General features: G+C 62.5%; 16 protein-coding genes. 12 read left to right on the forward strand and 4 right to left on the reverse strand.

Annotation, left to right across the window (positions count from 1 at the left end):
• Positions 1–52: 52 nt before the first annotated feature.
• Positions 53–1,798 (forward strand): iron ABC transporter permease, encoded by a 1,746-nt coding sequence (locus E4M07_RS17385; RefSeq protein ID WP_136659662.1) that lies wholly within the window; start codon positions 53–55, stop codon positions 1,796–1,798.
• A 288-nt stretch (positions 1,799–2,086) separates the two neighbouring features.
• Here E4M07_RS17385 and E4M07_RS17390 read toward each other — a convergent pair whose 3' ends face one another.
• Positions 2,087–4,039: an acetoacetate--CoA ligase gene (locus tag E4M07_RS17390; RefSeq protein ID WP_136659663.1), complete on the reverse strand. Its 1,953-nt coding sequence runs from the start codon at positions 4,037–4,039 to the stop codon at positions 2,087–2,089.
• 249 nt (positions 4,040–4,288) lie between these two features.
• Between E4M07_RS17390 and E4M07_RS17395 the strand changes: the two genes are divergently transcribed.
• The 5 genes from E4M07_RS17395 to E4M07_RS17415 all read left to right on the forward strand — a co-directional run bounded on the left by E4M07_RS17395 (position 4,289) and on the right by E4M07_RS17415 (position 10,117).
• On the forward strand, positions 4,289–6,106 hold the full coding sequence (locus E4M07_RS17395; RefSeq protein ID WP_169054265.1) for an AsmA-like C-terminal region-containing protein: 1,818 nt from the start codon (positions 4,289–4,291) through the stop codon (positions 6,104–6,106).
• 121 nt (positions 6,107–6,227) lie between these two features.
• Positions 6,228–6,833, forward strand: a complete 606-nt coding sequence (locus E4M07_RS17400; RefSeq protein ID WP_136659665.1) for a 2-hydroxychromene-2-carboxylate isomerase — start codon at positions 6,228–6,230, stop codon at positions 6,831–6,833.
• 66 nt (positions 6,834–6,899) lie between these two features.
• Positions 6,900–8,441, forward strand: a complete 1,542-nt coding sequence (locus E4M07_RS17405) for an alpha/beta fold hydrolase (RefSeq protein ID WP_136659666.1) — start codon at positions 6,900–6,902, stop codon at positions 8,439–8,441.
• A 244-nt stretch (positions 8,442–8,685) separates the two neighbouring features.
• Positions 8,686–9,093, forward strand: a complete 408-nt coding sequence (locus E4M07_RS17410) for a hypothetical protein (protein WP_136659667.1) — start codon at positions 8,686–8,688, stop codon at positions 9,091–9,093.
• The gene (locus tag E4M07_RS17415) at positions 9,083–10,117 is read left to right on the forward strand and encodes an aldehyde reductase (protein ID WP_136659668.1); all 1,035 of its coding nucleotides are present in this window, start codon (positions 9,083–9,085) and stop codon (positions 10,115–10,117) included. The genes E4M07_RS17410 and E4M07_RS17415 overlap by 11 nt, the downstream gene beginning before the upstream one ends.
• Before the next feature lie 18 nt (positions 10,118–10,135).
• On the opposite strand, the gene E4M07_RS17420 is transcribed toward E4M07_RS17415, so the two are convergent.
• A complete protein-coding gene (locus E4M07_RS17420) occupies positions 10,136–11,557 on the reverse strand; it encodes an XRE family transcriptional regulator (protein WP_136659669.1) in 1,422 nt (473 codons plus the stop codon).
• 230 nt (positions 11,558–11,787) lie between these two features.
• On the opposite strand from E4M07_RS17420, the gene aceA reads away from it, so the two are divergent.
• Both aceA and E4M07_RS17430 read left to right on the forward strand, forming a co-directional pair.
• Positions 11,788–13,077 (forward strand): isocitrate lyase, encoded by a 1,290-nt coding sequence (gene aceA / locus E4M07_RS17425; protein WP_136659670.1) that lies wholly within the window; start codon positions 11,788–11,790, stop codon positions 13,075–13,077.
• Positions 13,078–13,154: 77 nt separating this feature from the next.
• A complete protein-coding gene (locus tag E4M07_RS17430) occupies positions 13,155–13,391 on the forward strand; it encodes a hypothetical protein (protein ID WP_136659671.1) in 237 nt (78 codons plus the stop codon).
• Positions 13,392–13,545: 154 nt separating this feature from the next.
• On the opposite strand, the gene tmpT is transcribed toward E4M07_RS17430, so the two are convergent.
• Both tmpT and E4M07_RS29890 read right to left on the reverse strand, forming a co-directional pair.
• Positions 13,546–14,202 carry a thiopurine S-methyltransferase gene (tmpT, locus tag E4M07_RS17435; protein WP_136659672.1) on the reverse strand — a complete coding sequence of 219 codons (657 nt, stop codon included), beginning with the start codon at positions 14,200–14,202 and terminating at the stop codon, positions 13,546–13,548.
• Positions 14,203–14,250: 48 nt separating this feature from the next.
• Positions 14,251–14,373 (reverse strand): hypothetical protein, encoded by a 123-nt coding sequence (locus E4M07_RS29890; protein WP_281404990.1) that lies wholly within the window; start codon positions 14,371–14,373, stop codon positions 14,251–14,253.
• 104 nt (positions 14,374–14,477) lie between these two features.
• Between E4M07_RS29890 and E4M07_RS17440 the strand changes: the two genes are divergently transcribed.
• The 4 genes from E4M07_RS17440 to pgl all read left to right on the forward strand — a co-directional run bounded on the left by E4M07_RS17440 (position 14,478) and on the right by pgl (position 19,060).
• Positions 14,478–15,923, forward strand: a complete 1,446-nt coding sequence (locus E4M07_RS17440; RefSeq protein WP_136659673.1) for a glutamine synthetase family protein — start codon at positions 14,478–14,480, stop codon at positions 15,921–15,923.
• Positions 15,924–16,181: 258 nt separating this feature from the next.
• Entirely contained in the window at positions 16,182–16,640 is a 459-nt protein-coding gene (locus tag E4M07_RS17445; protein WP_169054266.1) for a DUF3237 domain-containing protein, read from the forward strand.
• A gap of 244 nt (positions 16,641–16,884) precedes the next feature.
• Positions 16,885–18,360, forward strand: coding sequence for a glucose-6-phosphate dehydrogenase (gene zwf / locus E4M07_RS17450; RefSeq protein WP_136659675.1), 1,476 nt, complete (start codon positions 16,885–16,887; stop codon positions 18,358–18,360).
• Positions 18,347–19,060 carry a 6-phosphogluconolactonase gene (gene pgl / locus E4M07_RS17455; protein WP_136659676.1) on the forward strand — a complete coding sequence of 238 codons (714 nt, stop codon included), beginning with the start codon at positions 18,347–18,349 and terminating at the stop codon, positions 19,058–19,060. Before zwf ends, pgl begins: the two co-directional genes overlap by 14 nt.
• Positions 19,061–19,140 lie beyond the last annotated feature (80 nt).

The following is a 19,140-nucleotide window of genomic DNA, read 5'->3' on the forward strand; positions in this document are numbered from 1 at the left end:
TGACGCTGGACCTCATATCTGCTTTCGAGGCCTGTTAGGACGGCGCGCGCACATGCGGGCGCTGTGCCACTGGAAGTCACCCGGTCGGGGTCAGTCGAAATTGCACAAGCCGCTCCTGCAAATCAGCACAAGCACGATCCGCAGCGAGAATCCGTTTCTCCTGGCGCTGGCCGGCTTCGTTGCCGTGTTCGTACTGGTGCCGGTCGCGGCGCTGGTCTACCTGGCCGTCACCGGGCAAAGCAGCGAATGGCCGCACCTGATCCGCTATGTGATTCCGCATTCGGTGTGGACGACGGCCGCGCTCCTTGCCGGCGTTGCCGTAACCGCGGGCTCCATGGGTATCCTCAGCGCCTGGCTCGTCGTCTCATTCGATTTTCCTGCACGGCGGGTCCTGTCCTGGGCCCTGGTTCTGCCTTTTGCCGTGCCCACCTACCTTGCCGCCTATTCCTATGGTGAGTTTCTCGATTTCACCGGGCCGGTCCAGTCGACGCTGCGCTCGATTTTCGGGTTCCGGTCCGGCACGGATTACTGGTTTCCGGAGGTCCGGTCGCTTCCCGGCGCGACGCTCGTGCTTTCGAGCGTGCTTTATCCGTATGTCTACCTGACGACACGGGCGCTGTTCCTTATGCAGGGCCGCACGGCCAGCGACGTCGCAAGGACCCTCGGCGCCGGTCCGCTGCTTGTCTTCTGGCGGGTCCAGCTGCCCATGGCACGCCCCGCCATTGTCATCGGCATTACCCTGGCGCTGATGGAAACGGTCAACGACATCGGCGCGGTTGAATATCTCGGCGTCAACACGCTGACCTTCGCCATATACGACACCTGGCTCAATCGCGGCGACCTTGCCGGCGCCGTGCAGATAGCCTGCGCGATGCTGTTCCTTGCCGTGGCCGCCGTGTTCGTCGAGCGATGGGGCCGCCGCAGGCAGCGCTACAATATGAACCGAACGACGGGTGCGGTTCACGATGCGGTGCCGGTGCCGCTACGGGGCGTTCGAAAATGGCTGGCGACCGCACTATGCCTGATGCCGATCGCACTGGGTTTCGGCATTCCGGGCTACGTCATGGGCAGCTACGCGGTCAAGCGCTTCGAACAGCTTCTTGACGGGCGGATCTATTCGGCCCTCATGGACAGTCTGATGGTGTCAAGCGCGACGGCAGTCTGCACGGTGCTGCTGGCTTTCGCGCTCGCCTACGCGGCGCGGGTCTCGCGGCAGCGCTTCGTATCGCTGACGAGCAAGATCGCATCCTTCGGCTACGCAATTCCCGGTACCGTACTCGCTCTCGGCGTCCTGATACCCTTTTCAGCCCTCGACGGCGCAATCAATACATTCACGCGGGACAATTTCGATTTCAGCGTCGGCCTCATATTCACCGGATCCGGCATCGCGATCATCTACGCCTGCAGCATCCGCTTTCTGACCATGGCGGAAGGTTCGATCGAATCCGGGTTCCAGAAACTCTCGCCGCATCTGGATATGGCCGCACGCACCCTCGGCCGCAGCGCAGGCCAGACCTTCTGGAGCGTCCTGCTGCCGGTCATGAAACCGGCGGTTGTAACGGCGGCACTCCTGGTTTTCATCGACACGCTCAAGGAGCTGTCGGCCACGTTGCTGCTGCGGCCGTTCAACTTCAACACGCTCGCCACCCTCGTCTACGAGGATGCCTCGCGGGCAAGGGTCGAGGAGGCGTCCGTCGCCGCCCTCATCATCATCATCGCCGGGATTGTGCCGGTGATCTTCCTGTCGCGCAGCATGATCGACAACGGCAACCGGTTTCGGGGCCTGATCCGGCGCTGACAGAAATTTCCGTTTGTTTTCAACGGGTAAAAAAAAGGTGCGCGGAGCGCACCTTTAATGTCTGTATGCTGTTTGCGGGGCACGGTATTCAATGTCCGGACATTGTCGCGGGCACGTCGGAGAATACGTTAATGGTTGGTATCGTAAGGCCTTGATTGCTAACGCATCCTTAACAAAGCTTCACGAATTGTAACCAATGGCCTGTTGTGGCGAAGACGGTAAATTTCCCGGTAACGGTCCGTTAACCAAAGCCGGCGTGCGTTCGGTGAACCGCAGGTTGATTGCCGCCTATTTCAGTTCCGCCAGATCGGCATAAAGATCGAGCGCTTCGGGGTTGGCAAGCGCCTCCTTGTTCTTCACCGGCCGTCCGTGAACGACATCGCGCACCGCAAGCTCCGTGATCTTGCCCGACTTCGTGCGCGGGATGTCGGCGACGGCGATCACCAGCGCCGGCACGTGACGCGGAGAAGCGCCGGTGCGTATGCGCGTCTTGATGCGGCTAACGAGATCGTCATCGAGGACCGCACCGTCGGCCAGGCGAACGAACAGCAGCACGCGGACATCGTCCTGCCAGTCCTGGCCGATGCAGATCGCCTCCAGGACCTCGTCCATCTGCTCGACCTGATTGTAGATTTCGGCTGTGCCGATGCGCACGCCGCCGGGATTGAGCGTCGCGTCCGACCGCCCGTGGATGACAAGGCCGCCATGAGCCGTCCACTCGGCGAAATCCCCGTGGCACCAGATATTGTCGAAGCGCTCGAAATAGGCGGACCGGTATTTGGCGCCATCGGGATCGTTCCAAAACATGATGGGCATGCAGGGAAAGGCCCTGGTGCAGACCAGTTCGCCCTTTTCGCCGGTGACCGGTCTGCCGTCGTCGTCCCACACGTCCACCGCCATGCCAAGACCCGCTCCCTGGATCTCCCCGCGCCACACGGGTTTCAGCGGAATCCCCAGAACGAAGCACGACACGATGTCCGTGCCGCCCGATATGGATGCCAGGTGCACGTCCGATTTGATGCCGTCATAGACGAACGAAAATCCTTCCGGAGAAAGCGGCGAGCCCGTCGACGCGACCATGCGCAGCGACGACAGATCGTGGGTGGTTTTCGGTGTGAGCCCGGATTTTCGCAACGCGTCGATGAACTTCGCCGATGTGCCGAACACCGCGAATTTCTCCTCCGCCGCATAGTCGAAGAGAACGTTCCCGTCCGGATAGAAGGGCGAGCCGTCAAACAGGCACAGCGTCGCGCCGGTCGCGAGGCCCGATGCCAGCCAGTTCCACATCATCCAGCCGCAGGTGGTGAAATAGAACAGCCGTTCGCCCGACCGCAGGTTGGAATGGAGCTGTTGCTCCTTCAGGTGCTGCAGCAATGTGCCGCCGGCGGAGTGGACGATGCATTTCGGAATGCCCGTCGTGCCGGAGGAAAACAGGATGTAAAGGGGATGATCGAACGGAAGCTGTTCGAACGTGACCGCGCGCGCATCGAACGGCTCGATGAAACCGTTCAGCGTCAGCGCGTTTTCAAGCGACGCGGCCAGCGTTTCGGCATCTCCGGCATAGGGCACGATGACGGTGCGCAGCGGCTTCAGTTCGGCCTCGACTGTCCGCAATTTCTCCGAAACGTCCTGGCGCTTGCCGTTGTACCAGTAGCCGTCGCAGGCAATGAACAGCTTCGGCTCGATCTGGCCGAACCGGTCGAGAACGCCCTTGTCGCCGAAATCGGGAGAACACGAAGACCAGATGGCGCCGATCGAGGCGACCGCCAGCATCGCGGCGACGGTCTCGGGCAGGTTGGGCATCATCGCGGCGACACGGTCGCCCTTGCCGATGCCGAGGGCGCGGATCGCCTGCTGCAGTCGCGATACCAGCGCGTGAAGCTCATCCCAGCTCATGCTGGTGCGGACCTTGTCCTCGCCGCGAAACAGCATCGCGGTATCGCCGCCGGTGCGGCTCAGGAGGTTTTCGGCGAAATTCAACGTGGCCTGCGGGAAAAACCGCGCACCGGGCATGGCGCCGCCGTTTTCCAGCACGACATCGCCCTTCTGCCCCCTGACGCCGCAAAAATCCCAAATGGCCGACCAGAAGTCGGCGCGGTTTTCGACAGACCAGGCATGGAGCGCGTCATAATCGGTCAGTTCGTGACCGGACCGTTCCGCGCAGAACCGGGCAAAGGCCGTCATTACGGCCGTATCCTTCAACTCCTCAGACGGCGTCCATAACGGTTTGTCGTCGATCATCCGGCCCTCCCAGCGCGCACGTATTCGATTGGCGGCCTCTTTAACATGTTGCATCGCAACAAATAAAGCACCCGCCGCCGAAATCGGCATGTTAAGCCAATTTTTAAGCTTCAATTGCTTTCGCCCGCGCAACCAATTACCCCTATGGCCGTTGGTGCGTTGTGGCGCGCACCGAAACAAAAGGTCAGACGGGACTTGGAACACAGGAGACTATATCGAAGGCGCTGGTTTCGCTGGATCCTGGCCGCCGTGATCGTCGCGAGCCTCGTGATCGTGGTCAGCGGCATCGCCCTGCCTTTTGCGATTTCCACCGATCTCGTCCGCGACCGGCTCGAGCGCGACATCTCGGAATGGACCGGTCACGAGGTGGAACTGCTCGACAACCCGGAAATCGGTTTCTGGCCCGTCCCGCGCATCGAACTGAACCGCATCAGCGTCTCGTCACGAACCAACGAGGAAGCCCAACCGATCGTCTTCGCGGACGAACTGAAGGCCGATTTTAGCATTCTGTCCGCGCTGCGCGGCAAGCCGAGCTTCTCGAATTTCATCCTGGTCCGGCCGGTCTTTACGGTTGAACGGTTCCCGGAAGGCATCACCAGCTGGAACAGCGAATCCGGGCGCATCGCCGAGGGAATGAGCATTTCGGTCACGCATGCCGACACGAATGGCGACAGCGAAGCCAATCTGCAACCGATACCTGCCTATCGGCTCGGCGAGGTCACGGTCGAAAACGGCACCTTCACATGGATCGATCACGACACGGGCGATACGGAAAAGGTCACCGCCATCAACGGCGCCATCAGCTGGCCCAGGCTGAACGGCGGCATCAGGGCCGATATCAGCGGCATTTACCGGGGCGAGGCCGCCTCTCTCGGCCTGACATCCAGCCAGCCGCTGCTCCTGCTTTCGCAAAGAACCGCGCAGGTCTCCGTCAACCTGCAGTCGACGCCCATGAGCGCCAGTTTCGAAGGCACGGCAAGCCTGTCCGATCCGCCCTTCGCCAACGGAACGGTTACCATGCAGAGCCCGTCCATGCGCCAGGCTCTCGAGTGGGTCGGCACGCAGATCAAGCCGGGTGAGGCGATCGGCGCGCTGTCGCTGGACGCGGAACTGCAGTGGCAGAACGGCCGCGCCATGTTCGACAAACTCATCGTCGAGCTGGAGGGAAACCGCGGAATAGGCGTGCTCGACTTCAAGCAGTATGACGACAAGCCCGGGATTTCCGGCACGCTGGCATTCAACTCGCTCGATATCGCCTCGTTCCTGCGCGCCTTCACGCCGCTGCCGAGGACCGGGGAGGACATTGCCCAGACGATCGACACCTCGTTCCTCAGTCAGCTCATGCTCGATATGCGGCTTTCCTCGCAGTCGGCGAGCTTCGGCCCCATCAGCATGACGAATGTCGCCGCCACGGCGAAAATCGACGAGGGGCGCGCGACCTTCGATATCGGCGACGCGACCGCCTATAACGGCTCCGTGCTCGGCCGCATAACGCTCGCCGAAAGCGGCATAGAGGGCGGCGGCGAAATCCGCTTTTCCGCCAGGAACATCAATCTTGAACAGGCCCTCAACGATCTCGGGATCAGCGGCCCGTTCCCGCAGGGCACCGCGACGATCAACGTTGCGCTTTCAACGCCGTTTCCCACCTGGGCAACGGGCCTGTCGGACCTTGCCGGCAAGTTCGACCTCTCCATTGTCAACGGCTTCGTTCCCTCCTTCGACGCCGCCCGCTTCCGGGAACTCGCCGCGACCGAACGTTTCTTCGGGCTTGGCGGCATCTCCTCGGGCTCCTTCCCGTTCACGTCGGCCGAATTCGAGGCGCGCTTCGCCAACGGCATCGCCGAGATCGTCAAGGGAGAGATCGACGCCGAGAACGCGCATCTGAGCCTTACCGGCATCATTCCCTACCAGCGCGGCGGCCTGGCGCTTATCGGCGTGCTCAACGAAGTCGCCGAGCCGGCCGAAGACGCGGGAACGGAACAGGCCGCTGTCACCGACGAGAGCGTGCAGTTCTTCGTCGGCGGCTCCTGGCCGACACCGGTCATCTCGCCGATCATCAGCAACTGAGACGGGCCGCAGCGCGCCGCTGGGCCTGGCCGCCATCGACCGGACTTGCGGGATCGCGGTCGAATTGATCTTATGGCGGAGCACAAGGGACGCATCGACCCAAAAACGCCGGGAGGGGCGAATGGGGATTCAGTTCTGGTTTTCCATCGGCAGTACATACACGTATCTGACCGTCACGCGGCTGCCCGCCATCGAGAAGGCGACCGGCATCGAATTCGAATGGTACCCGTTCAGCATTCGCGCAATCATGAAGGAAATGAACAATATCCCGTTCCAGAAGAAACCGGTGAAAACCCGGCATATGTGGCGCGATATCGAGCGGCGCGCGCAAATATACGGTATGAAGCCGCACGTTCCGGCACCCTATCCCCTTGAACAGTTCGACATGGCCAATCGCGTGGCGGTCCACGCAATGGACAAGGACTGGCTCAGGGACTACGTGATCGTCACCTACCGCAAGTGGTTCGAGGATGGCGAGCCGGCCGGCAGCGAACCCAACCTGACCACGACCCTCCGGGAAATCGGCCAGGATCCGGAAACGGTCATCGCTGCGGCGAATTCCCCCGAAACCGAGGCCGCCTACCAGGCCATGACGGACAGGGCGCGCGCTAAGGACATTTTCGGCGTTCCGTCCTTTGTCGTCGGCGACGAGCTATTCTGGGGCGACGACCGTCTTGAAGATGCCATCGCGTGGCACCGACACGGGCACCTCGGCCAGGACCGGTAGCGCCATGTCCGGCCATCGAACCCTGCGGAAAGGCACGGCTGTTCCAACACCGGCGGCCTTCGGCTGATGCAGAAAAGCGGTGGTAAGTGGCAGGGCTGGCAAAAGGCGATGTCGCTCGCCAGCGATGTCGACGACACCTTCGCCGACGATGGTTCCGGTCTTGTCGAAGCCAACCTAAAGGCCAGGAAATACCGGCAGATTTTCGAGCGGATCGGCCTTCCGGGCGCCGCCTACGACCGTAACGGCACGATGCTTTACGTCGATGCCGGGCTATCCGGCGAGGCTCCGCAGCGGCTGGAGGCCGACCAGGAGACCGGGTTTGACGCAAGCGCCTCCGGCACCGCACTGCTGATGATCCACGATCTCGGCAGGAAGGCCTGGCCCGGCGAACCGGACCATCCCGCGGCCCGCTACCTGGTGCTGTGCATCGAAAAACCGGCATTCGAGCGTCTCATGTCCACGGTCTGGCCGGGCCTCGCCCTCACCGGTGCGGAGTTCCGCCTCGTGGTGTCGCTGCTTGCCGGCCGGTCGCTGCGCGAGACCGCACAGGCCGACGGCCTGTCCTACAACACGAAGCGCAAGCAACTCCTGTCCGTCACGGCAAAGGCCGGTGTATCGGGTCAGACCGATGTGACCAGGATCATCGGATTCGCGCTGACGGACCATTTGCTTGACCGCCTCGCTTTCCCGGTTCCCGAGAGAAACGACGTCACCTTCTTCAAGGACAGTTACGGGTCGGCGTTGCGCATCCATGACGTGACCGTGGGGTCGCAAGACCGCCTGCGGGTCTTCGAGCTCGGACCGAGGGACGGCCGGCCCTGCCTGCTCTACCATCCCATGCTGTTTCCGGTCCTGCCGCTGCAAGGCGAATTGCGCGCGCTGGAGCTGCACAATGTCCGGCTGCTCATTCCGGTCAGACCATGGTTTTGCGGCTCGGAACGGCAGAAATCGTCCGTGCCGCCAGCCAGGAAACTGGTCGCGCAGATGGCCGAGGAAACGGCGACCATGATCCAGCTTTTCGGGCTCGGCCGCGTGCCCGTCATCGCGACCGTCTTTGGCGCCGTGTGGGCAAGCGCGCTGGCCCACCATGCACCCGATCTCGTTTCGCGGCTGGTGTTCGTTTCGGCGCCCACGCCCTACGACAAGTCCGCAGCGACGCGCAGCTTCGTTCACGCCATGCTGCCGTTCGTGCGGGAGACGCCGCTCATCGCGGAGGCCTTCGTCCGCCTCCACGCGCGGATTCTCACCTCATCGCGGCTGGCGGAATTGGGTTTCCTGCGGACCTACAAATCGAGCGCTGCCGACACGGCCACGCTCCGCCAGCTTCTGGCCGAGGGCTGGATCCAGCGCTGCGTGCGGCAGGTGCTCACCTATTCAGGTTCCGGCGTCGCCAACGAGCTGCGGGCCAATGTGCTCGACTGGACCTCAGCGCTGGCGGGCGTCGATACCGAGATGGTGTTCCTGCACGGCGAGGAGGATCTCATGAGCCCGCTGGCGCTGATCGAGCCGCTGGTGGAACGCCTGCCCCAGGCCCGCCTGGAGGTCGTCGAAAATGCCGGACAGCTCTTTTACCTCGATCGCTTCGAGCGGATCCTGCAAGCCGTTTGAACCACAGGCGAAATGACCATCTTATGATCCAAATGGGTAATGACAGCCGCGACCCGGTGACTTCAATCTGCAGACAAATCGCCGCGTAGGGCCGGTTTCCGGACGCTTTCGAACGTCACCGAGTCGATTCCGACGCGAGGGATCACTGTCGGCAGTTTGAGGATCGCCGCTGATGGTTTGCGCTGAAAGGGCAATTGACCACCCCGTTTTCCACGATCCGGCAGAAGATCATGCCGGGAAGCGCGTGGGAACCGAACGTGCCGGTCCGTGGCTCGCTACGGGATTTGTGCTTGTAAGCGCAGCAGCGGTCCTGAACTGCGTGCAGGATGTGCCGCCTGTTCTCGTGGATGCCATTCAAGTCGGCGGGCTTGCGGCCGCGGCGACGGGCCTGTCGCAAGCGCGTACCGGCAGGTTTAGTTCCGATTTCGCGGCAATCGCAGCGTGGTTGCTGGCGGCGGGCAGCCTTCTGTCCGTTTGCCTGTCGGGCCTGGGGGGATGGGGCTACGGCTGGACGGTCGGTTGCGCGGTGGCGACGATTCAGATTCCCGCGGAGCCCGTTCCGGGCGCGGCACGGTCGGCGATGGGTGCGGCGCTGGCGATTTGCTGCCTCAGTCTGCAATCAATGCAAAGGACCTCGACCCATGTCCAATGACCAGACCATCTTCGTAACGGGTGCGTCGGGCTTTATTGCCGAGCACATCATCCTGCAGGCGCTGGAGGCGGGCCACCGGGTCCGCGGATCGCTGCGGGACATGAAAAAGGCGGCTGCAATCCGAGAAGCGCTCTCCGGCCACCTGTCGCAGCCGGACGCAGCCGCCGAACGGCTGGACTTCGTGGAGCTCGACCTTTCCAGCGACAGGGGCTGGAACGAGGCGCTGAGCGGTGTCGACGCGTTGATCCACACGGCCTCGCCGTTCCCGTTCGCCCAGCCCAAGGATGAAAACGCGGTGATCGGGCCGGCGGTCGAGGGTGCGCTGCGGGCCTTGCGGGCCGCCAGCGCCAACGGTGTAAAGCGGGTTGTCCTGACATCTTCGGGCTTCGCCATGATCGAAAAGGAACTCGAGCCGGGGCGGACTCACTACAACGAGAACGACTGGTCGGATCCGGCCAACCCGACCTCGACGCCCTATTCCCGCTCCAAGACGCTTGCCGAACGGGCGGCGTGGGATTTCGTGGCCGGCGAAGCACCCGGGATCGGCCTGACGGTCATCAACCCGGCGATGGTGCTCGGACCGCCGCTCGACAAGAACCTGAGCACATCGGTCCAGGTCATAAAGCGCCTGCTGGACGGGCGCGATCCCGCATTGCCCAATTTCGGCTTCCCGGTCGTCGATGTCCGGGATGTCGCCAAGGCGCATCTGCGCGCGCTGGCCACGCCGGACGCAATCGGCAAACGGATCATTGTCTCGGACGATTTCCTGTGGTTTGTCGACATGGCCACGGCGATCAAGGCGGCGTTCCCGGAGCGCAAGATCGTAACCCGGGTGGCACCGAACTGGCTGATCCGCATCCTGGCGCTGTTTGACAGGGAGATCCGGCCGATCGCCCCGGTGCTGGGCGTCAAGCGTGCAGTGTCCAACGAGCAGGCCAGGAACCTGCTCGGCCTGGACTTCATCGATGCCCGGGAAAGCGCCGTCGAGAGCGCCCGGTTCCTGATCGAAAACCGCATCGCGTAGCGGGCGCGCGCGCCCGCTCTACTGGAAATCGAAGGCGCTCAATCCGGTGACCATCTCGTCGAGGCCAGAGGGGCGCGCGAGCGGCGGCTCGGCGCGCGAAAGACAGCCCTGGCGCTCGCAAAGACGGCAGGCCGGCCCGACCGGTGTCGGCTTCATGGCGGTTCCGGTCACCGCGTCGCCGTAGACGATCTCGTCGCGCAAGCCGATATCGCAGCCGACCAGGATCGCGGTGCGACGGACGCGTTCGTTGAAGGCGCCCTGCGGGCCCTCCAGTGTGCGCGAGACAACCAGAAACTCGGCCCCGTCCGGCATCTCCACGGCGTCGACGAAAATCTGCCCCGGCTGGGTGAAGGCGGCGTGGATGTTGAGCTTGGGACAGGCGCCGCCGAAACGCGATTGCGGAAACCCGCGCGCGCCGGCGCGGCGGAAGCGGTTCCCCGCGTTGTCCACCTCGAGCATGAAGAACGGCACGCCCGCGGAACCCGGCCGCTGCAGCATGGTGACGCGGTTGGCAACCTGCTCGAAGGAGACATGGAAACGCGAGCGCAGCACGTCGAGGTCGTATTTTGCCCGCATGGCCGCCGCCTGGAACGGGCCATAGGGCATCATCAGGGCGTGGGCGGCGTAGCGGGCGATCTCGAAACGGCCGAGGCGCGTTGCTTCGTCGGAGGAAAAGTCGAGCTCTTCCAACTCGGCCATGATCTGGTCGCGAAAGGCAAGCTGCGTCACCTCGACGGCGATTTCGCGCAGCTGGTCGAACGGCGACAGCCGTTCGGACAGGAACAGGCGCATCGAGTGGCGGTCGAAGCGGCGGCGCCAGTTGGGCATGGTGTGGACCGGCAGGAGCCGCACGACGATGCCATGCTCGCGGGCGAGCCAGGCGCGCAGCGCGCCGTTCAGGTCTTCACCCGGCTTGAGTTTTTCATGGAACGCCTCGGCCGCCTCCTCGATGGCGGCGATGTAGTTGGGCCGACGCTCGAAAACCTCGCGCACCTCGTCCACCGGCAGGCGGGCACCGGCGACCGAGGTGGTATGCCCTTCCCGCGCCAGGAGCTCCGACAGGCCCGAAAGGCGCGACTGGGCCTCCTTGTAGGCCCGATAGAGCTTGACGATGCCCGTAGCCGCATTGGGCGCTGCATCTGCTACCTCGATCAATTCCTGGTCGCCCGGCAACGCATCCGCAAGCAACGGATCGGAAAAGACCTCCTTCAGGGCGCTCGTCGTTCCGGTGGTCTCGCCCTGCAGTTCCTCGAGGTCGATCTTGTAGACGGAGGTCAGCTTTAAAAGCAGCTGCACCGTCAAAGGCCGCTGATTGCGCTCGATCAGGTTGAGATAGGACGGTGAAATGCCGAGTTCCTCGGCCATCGCCGTCTGCGTGAGTTCCAGCTGATTGCGTATTCGGCGCAACCGGGGGCCGGCAAAGATCTTTTGTTCCGCCATCGTTTTTACAGAGTTTGACAAAATTTTCCGCAATCAGGCTATTACAAATTTTACAAATTTACAACGGCGCGCTGTCACAACTTACACAGCGTGACCCTTTTATCGCTCTGTTTTCCGTGATTTTTCTGTCTCTTTTGTGCGGTGCATTGTAAAAACAGTCACATCAAATTCAAAACACACGCAGCTTCGCGAGATCGGAAGCTCAACAGTACAAGTAATTGGAGATCGGCATGACTGATTTTTACAACCTGGTTCCGAGCGCCCCGGAAGGCCGCTTCGACGGTATCGACCGCCCCTACACGGCCGAGGACGTCCAGAAGCTGCGGGGATCGGTTCAGATCAAGTACTCGCTTGCCGAAAACGGCGCCAATCGGCTTTGGCAGCTGATCCACAGCGAGGACTTCGTCAACGCGCTTGGCGCGCTGTCGGGCAACCAGGCCATGCAGATGGTCCGCGCCGGACTGCAGGCCATCTATCTCTCGGGCTGGCAGGTCGCCGCCGACGCCAACACGGCTTCCGCGATGTACCCGGACCAGTCGCTCTATCCGGCCAATGCCGGCCCCGAGCTTGCCAAGCGCATCAACAAGACGCTGCAGCGCGCCGACCAGATCGAGACCGCTGAAGGCAACGGCCTTTCGGTCGATACCTGGTTCGCGCCGATCGTCGCCGATGCCGAGGCCGGCTTCGGCGGACCGCTGAATTCCTTCGAGCTGATGAAGGCCTATATCGAGGCGGGCGCCGCGGGCGTCCACTACGAAGACCAGCTGGCATCGGAAAAGAAATGCGGCCATCTCGGCGGCAAGGTCCTGATCCCGACCGCAGCGCACATCCGCAACCTCAATGCGGCGCGCCTCGCGGCCGACGTCATGGGCACGCCGACGCTGGTCATCGCCCGCACCGACGCGGAAGCCGCCAAGCTGCTGACGTCCGACATCGACGAGCGCGACCGGCCCTTCGTCGACTACGACGGCGGACGCACCGCGGAAGGTTTCTACCGGGTCCACAACGGTCTCGAATCCTGCATCGCCCGCGCCATCGCCTATGCGCCGCATGCGGACCTGATCTGGTGCGAGACCTCCAAGCCGGACCTGGAACAGGCCAGGCGCTTCGCCGAAGGCGTGCGCAGGGAGCATCCCGACCAGCTGCTCGCCTATAACTGTTCGCCGTCCTTCAACTGGAAGCAGAACCTGGACGACGCGACCATCGCCAAGTTCCAGCGCGAGCTGGGCGCCATGGGCTACAAGTTCCAGTTCATCACGCTCGCCGGCTTCCACCAGCTGAACCACGGCATGTTCGAACTGGCCCGCGGCTACAAGGACCGCCAGATGGCGGCCTATTCGGAGCTGCAGGAAGCGGAATTCGCCAGCGAGACCGACGGCTATACGGCAACCAAGCACCAGCGCGAAGTCGGCACCGGCTATTTCGATGCCGTTTCCATGGCGATCACCGGCGGCCAGTCCTCGACCACGGCGATGGGCGAATCGACCGAGACCGCACAGTTCAAGCCGGCTGCCGAGTAACCGGCGGCCGGGGACGGGCAGACCTGTGACTGCCCGTCCCTCCCAAAACTGCAAACGCCAGTAAAGGAGAGTTCAAGATGGCACCGCAGACCCGCGTCAAAGAACGGGCTGAAGAACAGTCCTCCGCCATGACCGCAGACCAGCAGGCTGCGATCCGCATGGTTGCCAACGACCTGCACAGGCTGAACCAGTCCGTGATGAAGGCCGTCGATGCGGGCGTGTCCGTCGAACTCGTACGCTCGGCCCGTCACCATGGCGGCGACGGCAACTGGGGGGATCTCTTAATCCCTGTCATCGTTACGCAGGGGTCCTGACCCCGCGCCAAAACGGTCGGACCGGTTTATTCTGAGCCTCCTAACCGGTCCCGCCGGCATCCGCCGCACAATCGCCAAGCAGCTCTTCTGCAAAGCCAATGCGGCGGATTGCAACACCCTTCATCAACCGGCACGCCGCCGACGGTTGCCGACTTTACGCGGTAATGCTCGCCGACCGCGGATCCAGAAGCCAGGCTTCCTCGTTGCCGTCGCAGCGCTGTGCCAGCGGGCCTGCAATCTCTCGCCTTGAAAGCAACTCGACATCGAAGCCGTTTTCGTAGAGGTCGCGGATTTCCCGCTCCGGCACCGAGAAGGGCGGTCCGTCCATTTGGCTTTGGTCATAATCCAAACTGATCAGCAACTGCCGGGCGGCTCCGGTCAAATCGGCGAGACGGGAAGCATAACCGGGCCGCGCATGGCCGGGAAGCGCCACAAGCGCCGCCCGATCGTAGACCGCATCCGTGCGCCGGAGCATGGAACCGGTCAGATCGAAGAAATCGCCGACAAAAATTTGGAGAGCACCGGCGCTGAAACAGATTGTATTGCCTGCGTCCCGGATTTGCGGGGTAAGTGCCAGTCGCGCGAAGACCTCCTCGACCGCCTGCCTGCTGAACTCCACGCCAGTCACGCGAAGGCCCCGGTCCAAAAGCCAGTCGAGATCCACGGATTTTCCGCATAGAGGCACAAAGACCGCGTCTCCGGCGCTCAGACCCAGGCGGTCAAAATGCCCCAGAAGCATCTCGTGCGGCCTGTCTTCGTGAAACCCGGTCCTGTTCTCGCGCCAGCGCGCCTGCCAGAATTCCTCGTCCATTCGATCCCTGTTCCTTTTCACATAAGCCGATTCTTCGTTTATACGAGTTCAAGTCCACTTGAGGTCAAGAGCCATGGTCAACCCGGCGCCGCGGCCGCGCCCCGCCGCCTCGATGGCGCACATCATGCCGGCGGCGCCGAGGTTGAGAACGAGGACATCAACCCGCCGCACGAAGGTTATCCCCGCTGCCGCGAAGCCGCGAAACCGGCTCCTGTTCCAAATCGCCTCGGCTTGCTCTATGAGAACCGCAACGTGATGTCGCCGACGAGTTGTTCATGGCCCAGAAATCCAAGAAGACGTCTTCAGAAAGAGCCGCGGACGGCAAGAAAGCGCCGCGAAAGCCCGCCTATGTGGACAACAAGCGCGGCGTTGAAAACTGGAAGCAGGCGGGCGAGTGGCTGAGGTGGCGCGGTATCGAGGACCTCGAGTGCATCACGCCGGACCTTGCGGGCGTGCCGCGCGGCAAGATGATGCCGACATCCAAGTTCACCTCCAACACGTCGCTCTCGCTGCCGTCGGCCCTCTACCGGCAGACGATTTCCGGAGAATACCCCGCCGAGACGGGCAATTTCCGCTACGACCCGCAGGATGGCGACCTGAAGCTGATGCCGGACCTTTCGACGCTTACTGCCGTGCCCTGGGAAAGCGACCCGACGGCGCAGGTGATTTGCGACATCGTCGATCCGCAAGGAAATGACGTCGCCTACGCGCCGCGCAACGTGCTGAAGAACGTGCTCTCCCATTACAGGGAAAAGGGCTGGCGCCCGGCTGTCGCGCCGGAGATCGAATTCTATCTCGTGGCGGTCAATGACGATCCCGATTATCCGCTGCAGCCACCGCTGGGGCGGTCCGGGCGCCCCATGGCGCGCGGCCAGTCCTATTCCATCGCCGGCGTCAACGAGTTCGACGAGCTGATCGACGACATCTACCATTTCTCAGAGGCGCAGGGCCTGGAGATCGACACGTTAATCCACGAGGAAGGGCCGGCGCAGCTCGAGATCAACCTGCGGCACGGCGATCCGCTGCTGCTTGCCGACCAGGTGTTCATGTTCAAGCGCACCATCCGCGAGGCGGCGCTCAAGCACGGCATCTACGCGACCTTCATGGCCAAGCCGATGCAGGCGCAGGCCGGCTCGGCCATGCACATCCACCAGTCGGTCACCGACATCAAAACCGGGCGCAACATCTTCTGCAACGCCGACGGCACGCCCTCGATGCATTTCTTCTCCTTCATCGGCGGCATGCAGCACTTCGTGCCGAAGACGCTGGTGATGATGGCGCCCTATGTCAATTCCTACCGGCGCCTGACGCCGCAGATGGCCTGCCCGGTCAACAACGCCTGGGGATACGACAACCGCACGGCGGCCTTCCGGGTGCCGAATTCCGATCCGAGCGCAAGGCGCGTCGAGAACCGGCTGCCGTCCTCCGACGCCAATCCCTACCTGGCGCTTGCCGCGTCGCTCGCCTGCGGCTGGCTCGGCATGGTGCGCGGCATCGTCCCCGACAGCCCGACGGAGACCACCGCCAATGCCGGCACCACGGTCGATCTTCCGCGGGGCCTGCTTGAGGCCGTCTCGCTGCTTGAGAGCGAGCCGGCCTTCGCGGAGGTGCTGGGCGCGGAATTCGTCGACATCTATGCCGGCGTCAAGCGCGGCGAATTCGAGACCTTCATGGAGGTCATCAGCCCGTGGGAACGCGAATACCTGCTGCTTAACGTCTAGTGAATAGGTTGGTACCGGCAGTTTCATGTGCTGTGAGGTAAGGTGACGCCAAATTCAATGTATTGATTTTCAGGAAGGTCGATTATGTGGACGAAGCAGACACGATGACCTCTGCCGAAGGCTCCTTGCAGCGGCAATACTATGGCGATGAATTTCACAGTAAGGAGTGTTTGTTGTTTTACATCGGCTGTTGAGACCTGATTTGAGGCTAATTGCTGTCATATACTGTCGTGTGTGGATGGCAGGAGGAAAGCACCTGTGAAAAAGGAACCTCAACTTAATTACCGTTATCTGGGCTCAGCTCAGGCAGAGCTCGAAAGCCCACCCGTACTTATCGGATCGAGGATCATCGTGAATGTCCTTGGTGGTACTTTCGAGGGCCCCGAAATGAGCGGCAAGATCCTGCATTCCGGCGGGGATTGGCTTTCTGTTCGACCGGATGGGTCGATGGCCATAGATGTAAGATCAACTCTCGAAACCGATGATGGGGCCCTGATCTTTACATGGTATTCTGGGCGAATTGTGCTTCCACCGGAAATGCACGAAATGGATGCTGCCGAGCGACACACCGTCGATCCCTCGAAGTATTATTTCCGAGCCGCGCCCTACTATCAAACCGTGTCTGAGAAGTACGCATGGCTGAACAACATACAGGCGGTTGCAGTGGGAAGAATGACAGAGAACGGTGTCGCCTACGATATATTTGAAATCCTCTAACGCACGTAGTTTTTGATGATAAATGCTGGCGAACCCTCTGCGGCGTAGAATGGCTAGACAATGTCCGCTCCAGGCTCAGAGCGGCCATCCGACTATCTGAGAACACTGCCGGTCCAGACTCCTGTGCAGGCTGAATTGAAACCGGTTCCGCCCTCTTCGACAAATTTGCTCTGGCCTTTTTAAATCGATTAGATTATGAGGAGGCCGGACATTCCGACACAATCCGCATTGCGAGCCAGCAGCGATGAGCAGTCAGATCATTCCCGTCGAGCCGTTCGACTATGTCGTCTTTGGCGGCACCGGCGATCTCGCCGAGCGCAAGCTACTTCCGGCGCTCTATCACCGGCAGATTTCCGGGCAGTTGACGGAGCCGACCCGCATTATCGGCGCCTCCCGCTCCGAATTGGACGACGAGGGTTACCGGGCATTCGCCGGCGACGCGTTTTCGCGGCATCTGACCGGCGGCGATTTCGATGAAAACGAGGTCAAGCGCTTCCTCGACCGGCTGCATTACGTCTCGGTCGACGCGAGCTCGGAACGCGGCTGGGACGACCTGGCAAAACTGCTCGCGGAAGGCGGCGACCGGGTTCGCGCCTTCTATCTGGCCGTTGGTCCTTCGATCTTCGGCGACATTTGCGACCGCATACACAGCCACGGTCTGGTCAACGACAATACACGCATCGTCGTCGAGAAACCGATCGGCCGTGATCTCGAGTCCGCCCGGGCCCTGAACGACACGATCGGCCATGCTTTTTCCGAAGACCAGATCTTCCGCATCGACCACTATCTCGGCAAGGAAACGGTGCAGAACCTGATGGCGCTGCGCTTCGCCAACGCCCTTTACGAACCCCTGTGGAACTCGGCCCATATCGATCACGTTCAGATCACGGTGGCCGAGTCGGTGGGGCTCGAGGGCCGCGCCGGCTACTACGACCGTGCGGGGGCGCTGCGCGACATGGTGCAGAACCACCTCCTGCAGCTCTTGTGTCTGGTGGCGATGGAAGCTCCCACCTCGATCGATGCCGAGGCGGTGCGCGATGAAAAGCTCAAGGTTCTCCGGGCGCTGCACCCGATCAATGCCGGCAACGCCTCCAGACTGACGGTGCGCGGGCAGTACCGCGCCGGCGCCTCCGCCGGCGGCGCGGTCGACGGCTATCTCGAGGAGCTCGGAGACGGCAACTCGAACACGGAGACTTTCGTCGCCATCAAGGCGGAGATCGAGAACTGGCGCTGGGCGGGCGTTCCCTTCTATATGCGCACCGGCAAGCGCATGGCCCAGCGGGTTTCCGAAATCGTCATCAATTTCAAGCCGATACCGCATTCGATCTTTAGCGAGGGCACGGGCCAGATCATCGCCAACCAACTGGTCATCCGGCTGCAGCCGGACGAAGGCGTCAAGCAGTGGATCATGATCAAGGATCCGGGCCCCGGCGGCATGCGGCTGCGGCACGTGCCGCTCGACATGAGTTTCGCGGCGAGCTTCGGCGTGCGCAATCCCGACGCCTATGAGCGGCTTTTGATGGATGTCATCCGCTGCAACCAGACGCTGTTCATGCGGCGCGACGAGGTCGAGGCGGCCTGGCAATGGGTCGACCCGATCCTGTCGGCCTGGGAGGAGACGGACCAGCCCTGCCACGGCTATACGGCCGGCACGTCCGGCCCGACCAACGCCATTGCGCTTATCGAAAGGGACGGCCGCACCTGGCATGAAAGCAGATAGGCACGAACCGCGGATCAACCGCCACGCCAACGGACAGGCGCTCGCCGAAGCGTTGTCCTCGGATATCGCGGCCGCACTGAAAACGGCGATCGAGCGCGACGGGGCGGCCGTGCTCGCGGTTTCCGGCGGCTCCACTCCGCGGCAGATGTTCCAGGCGCTGAGCCGGACCGAGATCGAATGGTCGAAGGTCACGGTGACGCTCGTCGACGAACGCTTCGTCGCGCCGTCGCACGAGCGCTCGAACCACCGGCTGGTAGCAACCCATCTTTTGCAGAACGAAGCGGCATTCGCCCGGTTCATTCCCCTCTATCGCGAAGGCCGCCCGCCACCGGAAGCGGCCGTGGATGCGGCGTCTGACGTCGACGCGCTGGAACAGTCGATCGACATTGCCGTGCTCGGCCTCGGAACGGACGGACACACCGCCTCCTGGTTTCCGGGAAGCCCGGAACTCGCGGCCGTCACCGATCCGCAGCAGACGAAGACGGTGATGGCCGTCGAGGCACCCGGCGTTCCCGAAGTCCGCCTGACCCTGACCCAGCCGGTGCTGTGCCGCGCGGGAACCGTTGTCCTGCACATCGAGGGCCAGGAAAAAAGCAAAGTTCTGGAAGCAGCGCTCGAGCCCGGCCCGGTGGAGGCCTTGCCGGTGCGCGCTATCTTGAGAAAAACCAGGGCGCCATTGCAGGTCTACTGGGCGCCATGACAGCGCCGCGCGGCGACGCGGGCGACTGACGAACAATCATAGGGCCGGTTCGACCGGCCGCGTATATGCGAGTTTGTGAA

Origin of the sequence: Nitratireductor sp. XY-223, assembly GCF_004959855.1 — a bacterium.
Lineage (GTDB): Bacteria > Pseudomonadota > Alphaproteobacteria > Rhizobiales > Rhizobiaceae > Hoeflea_A.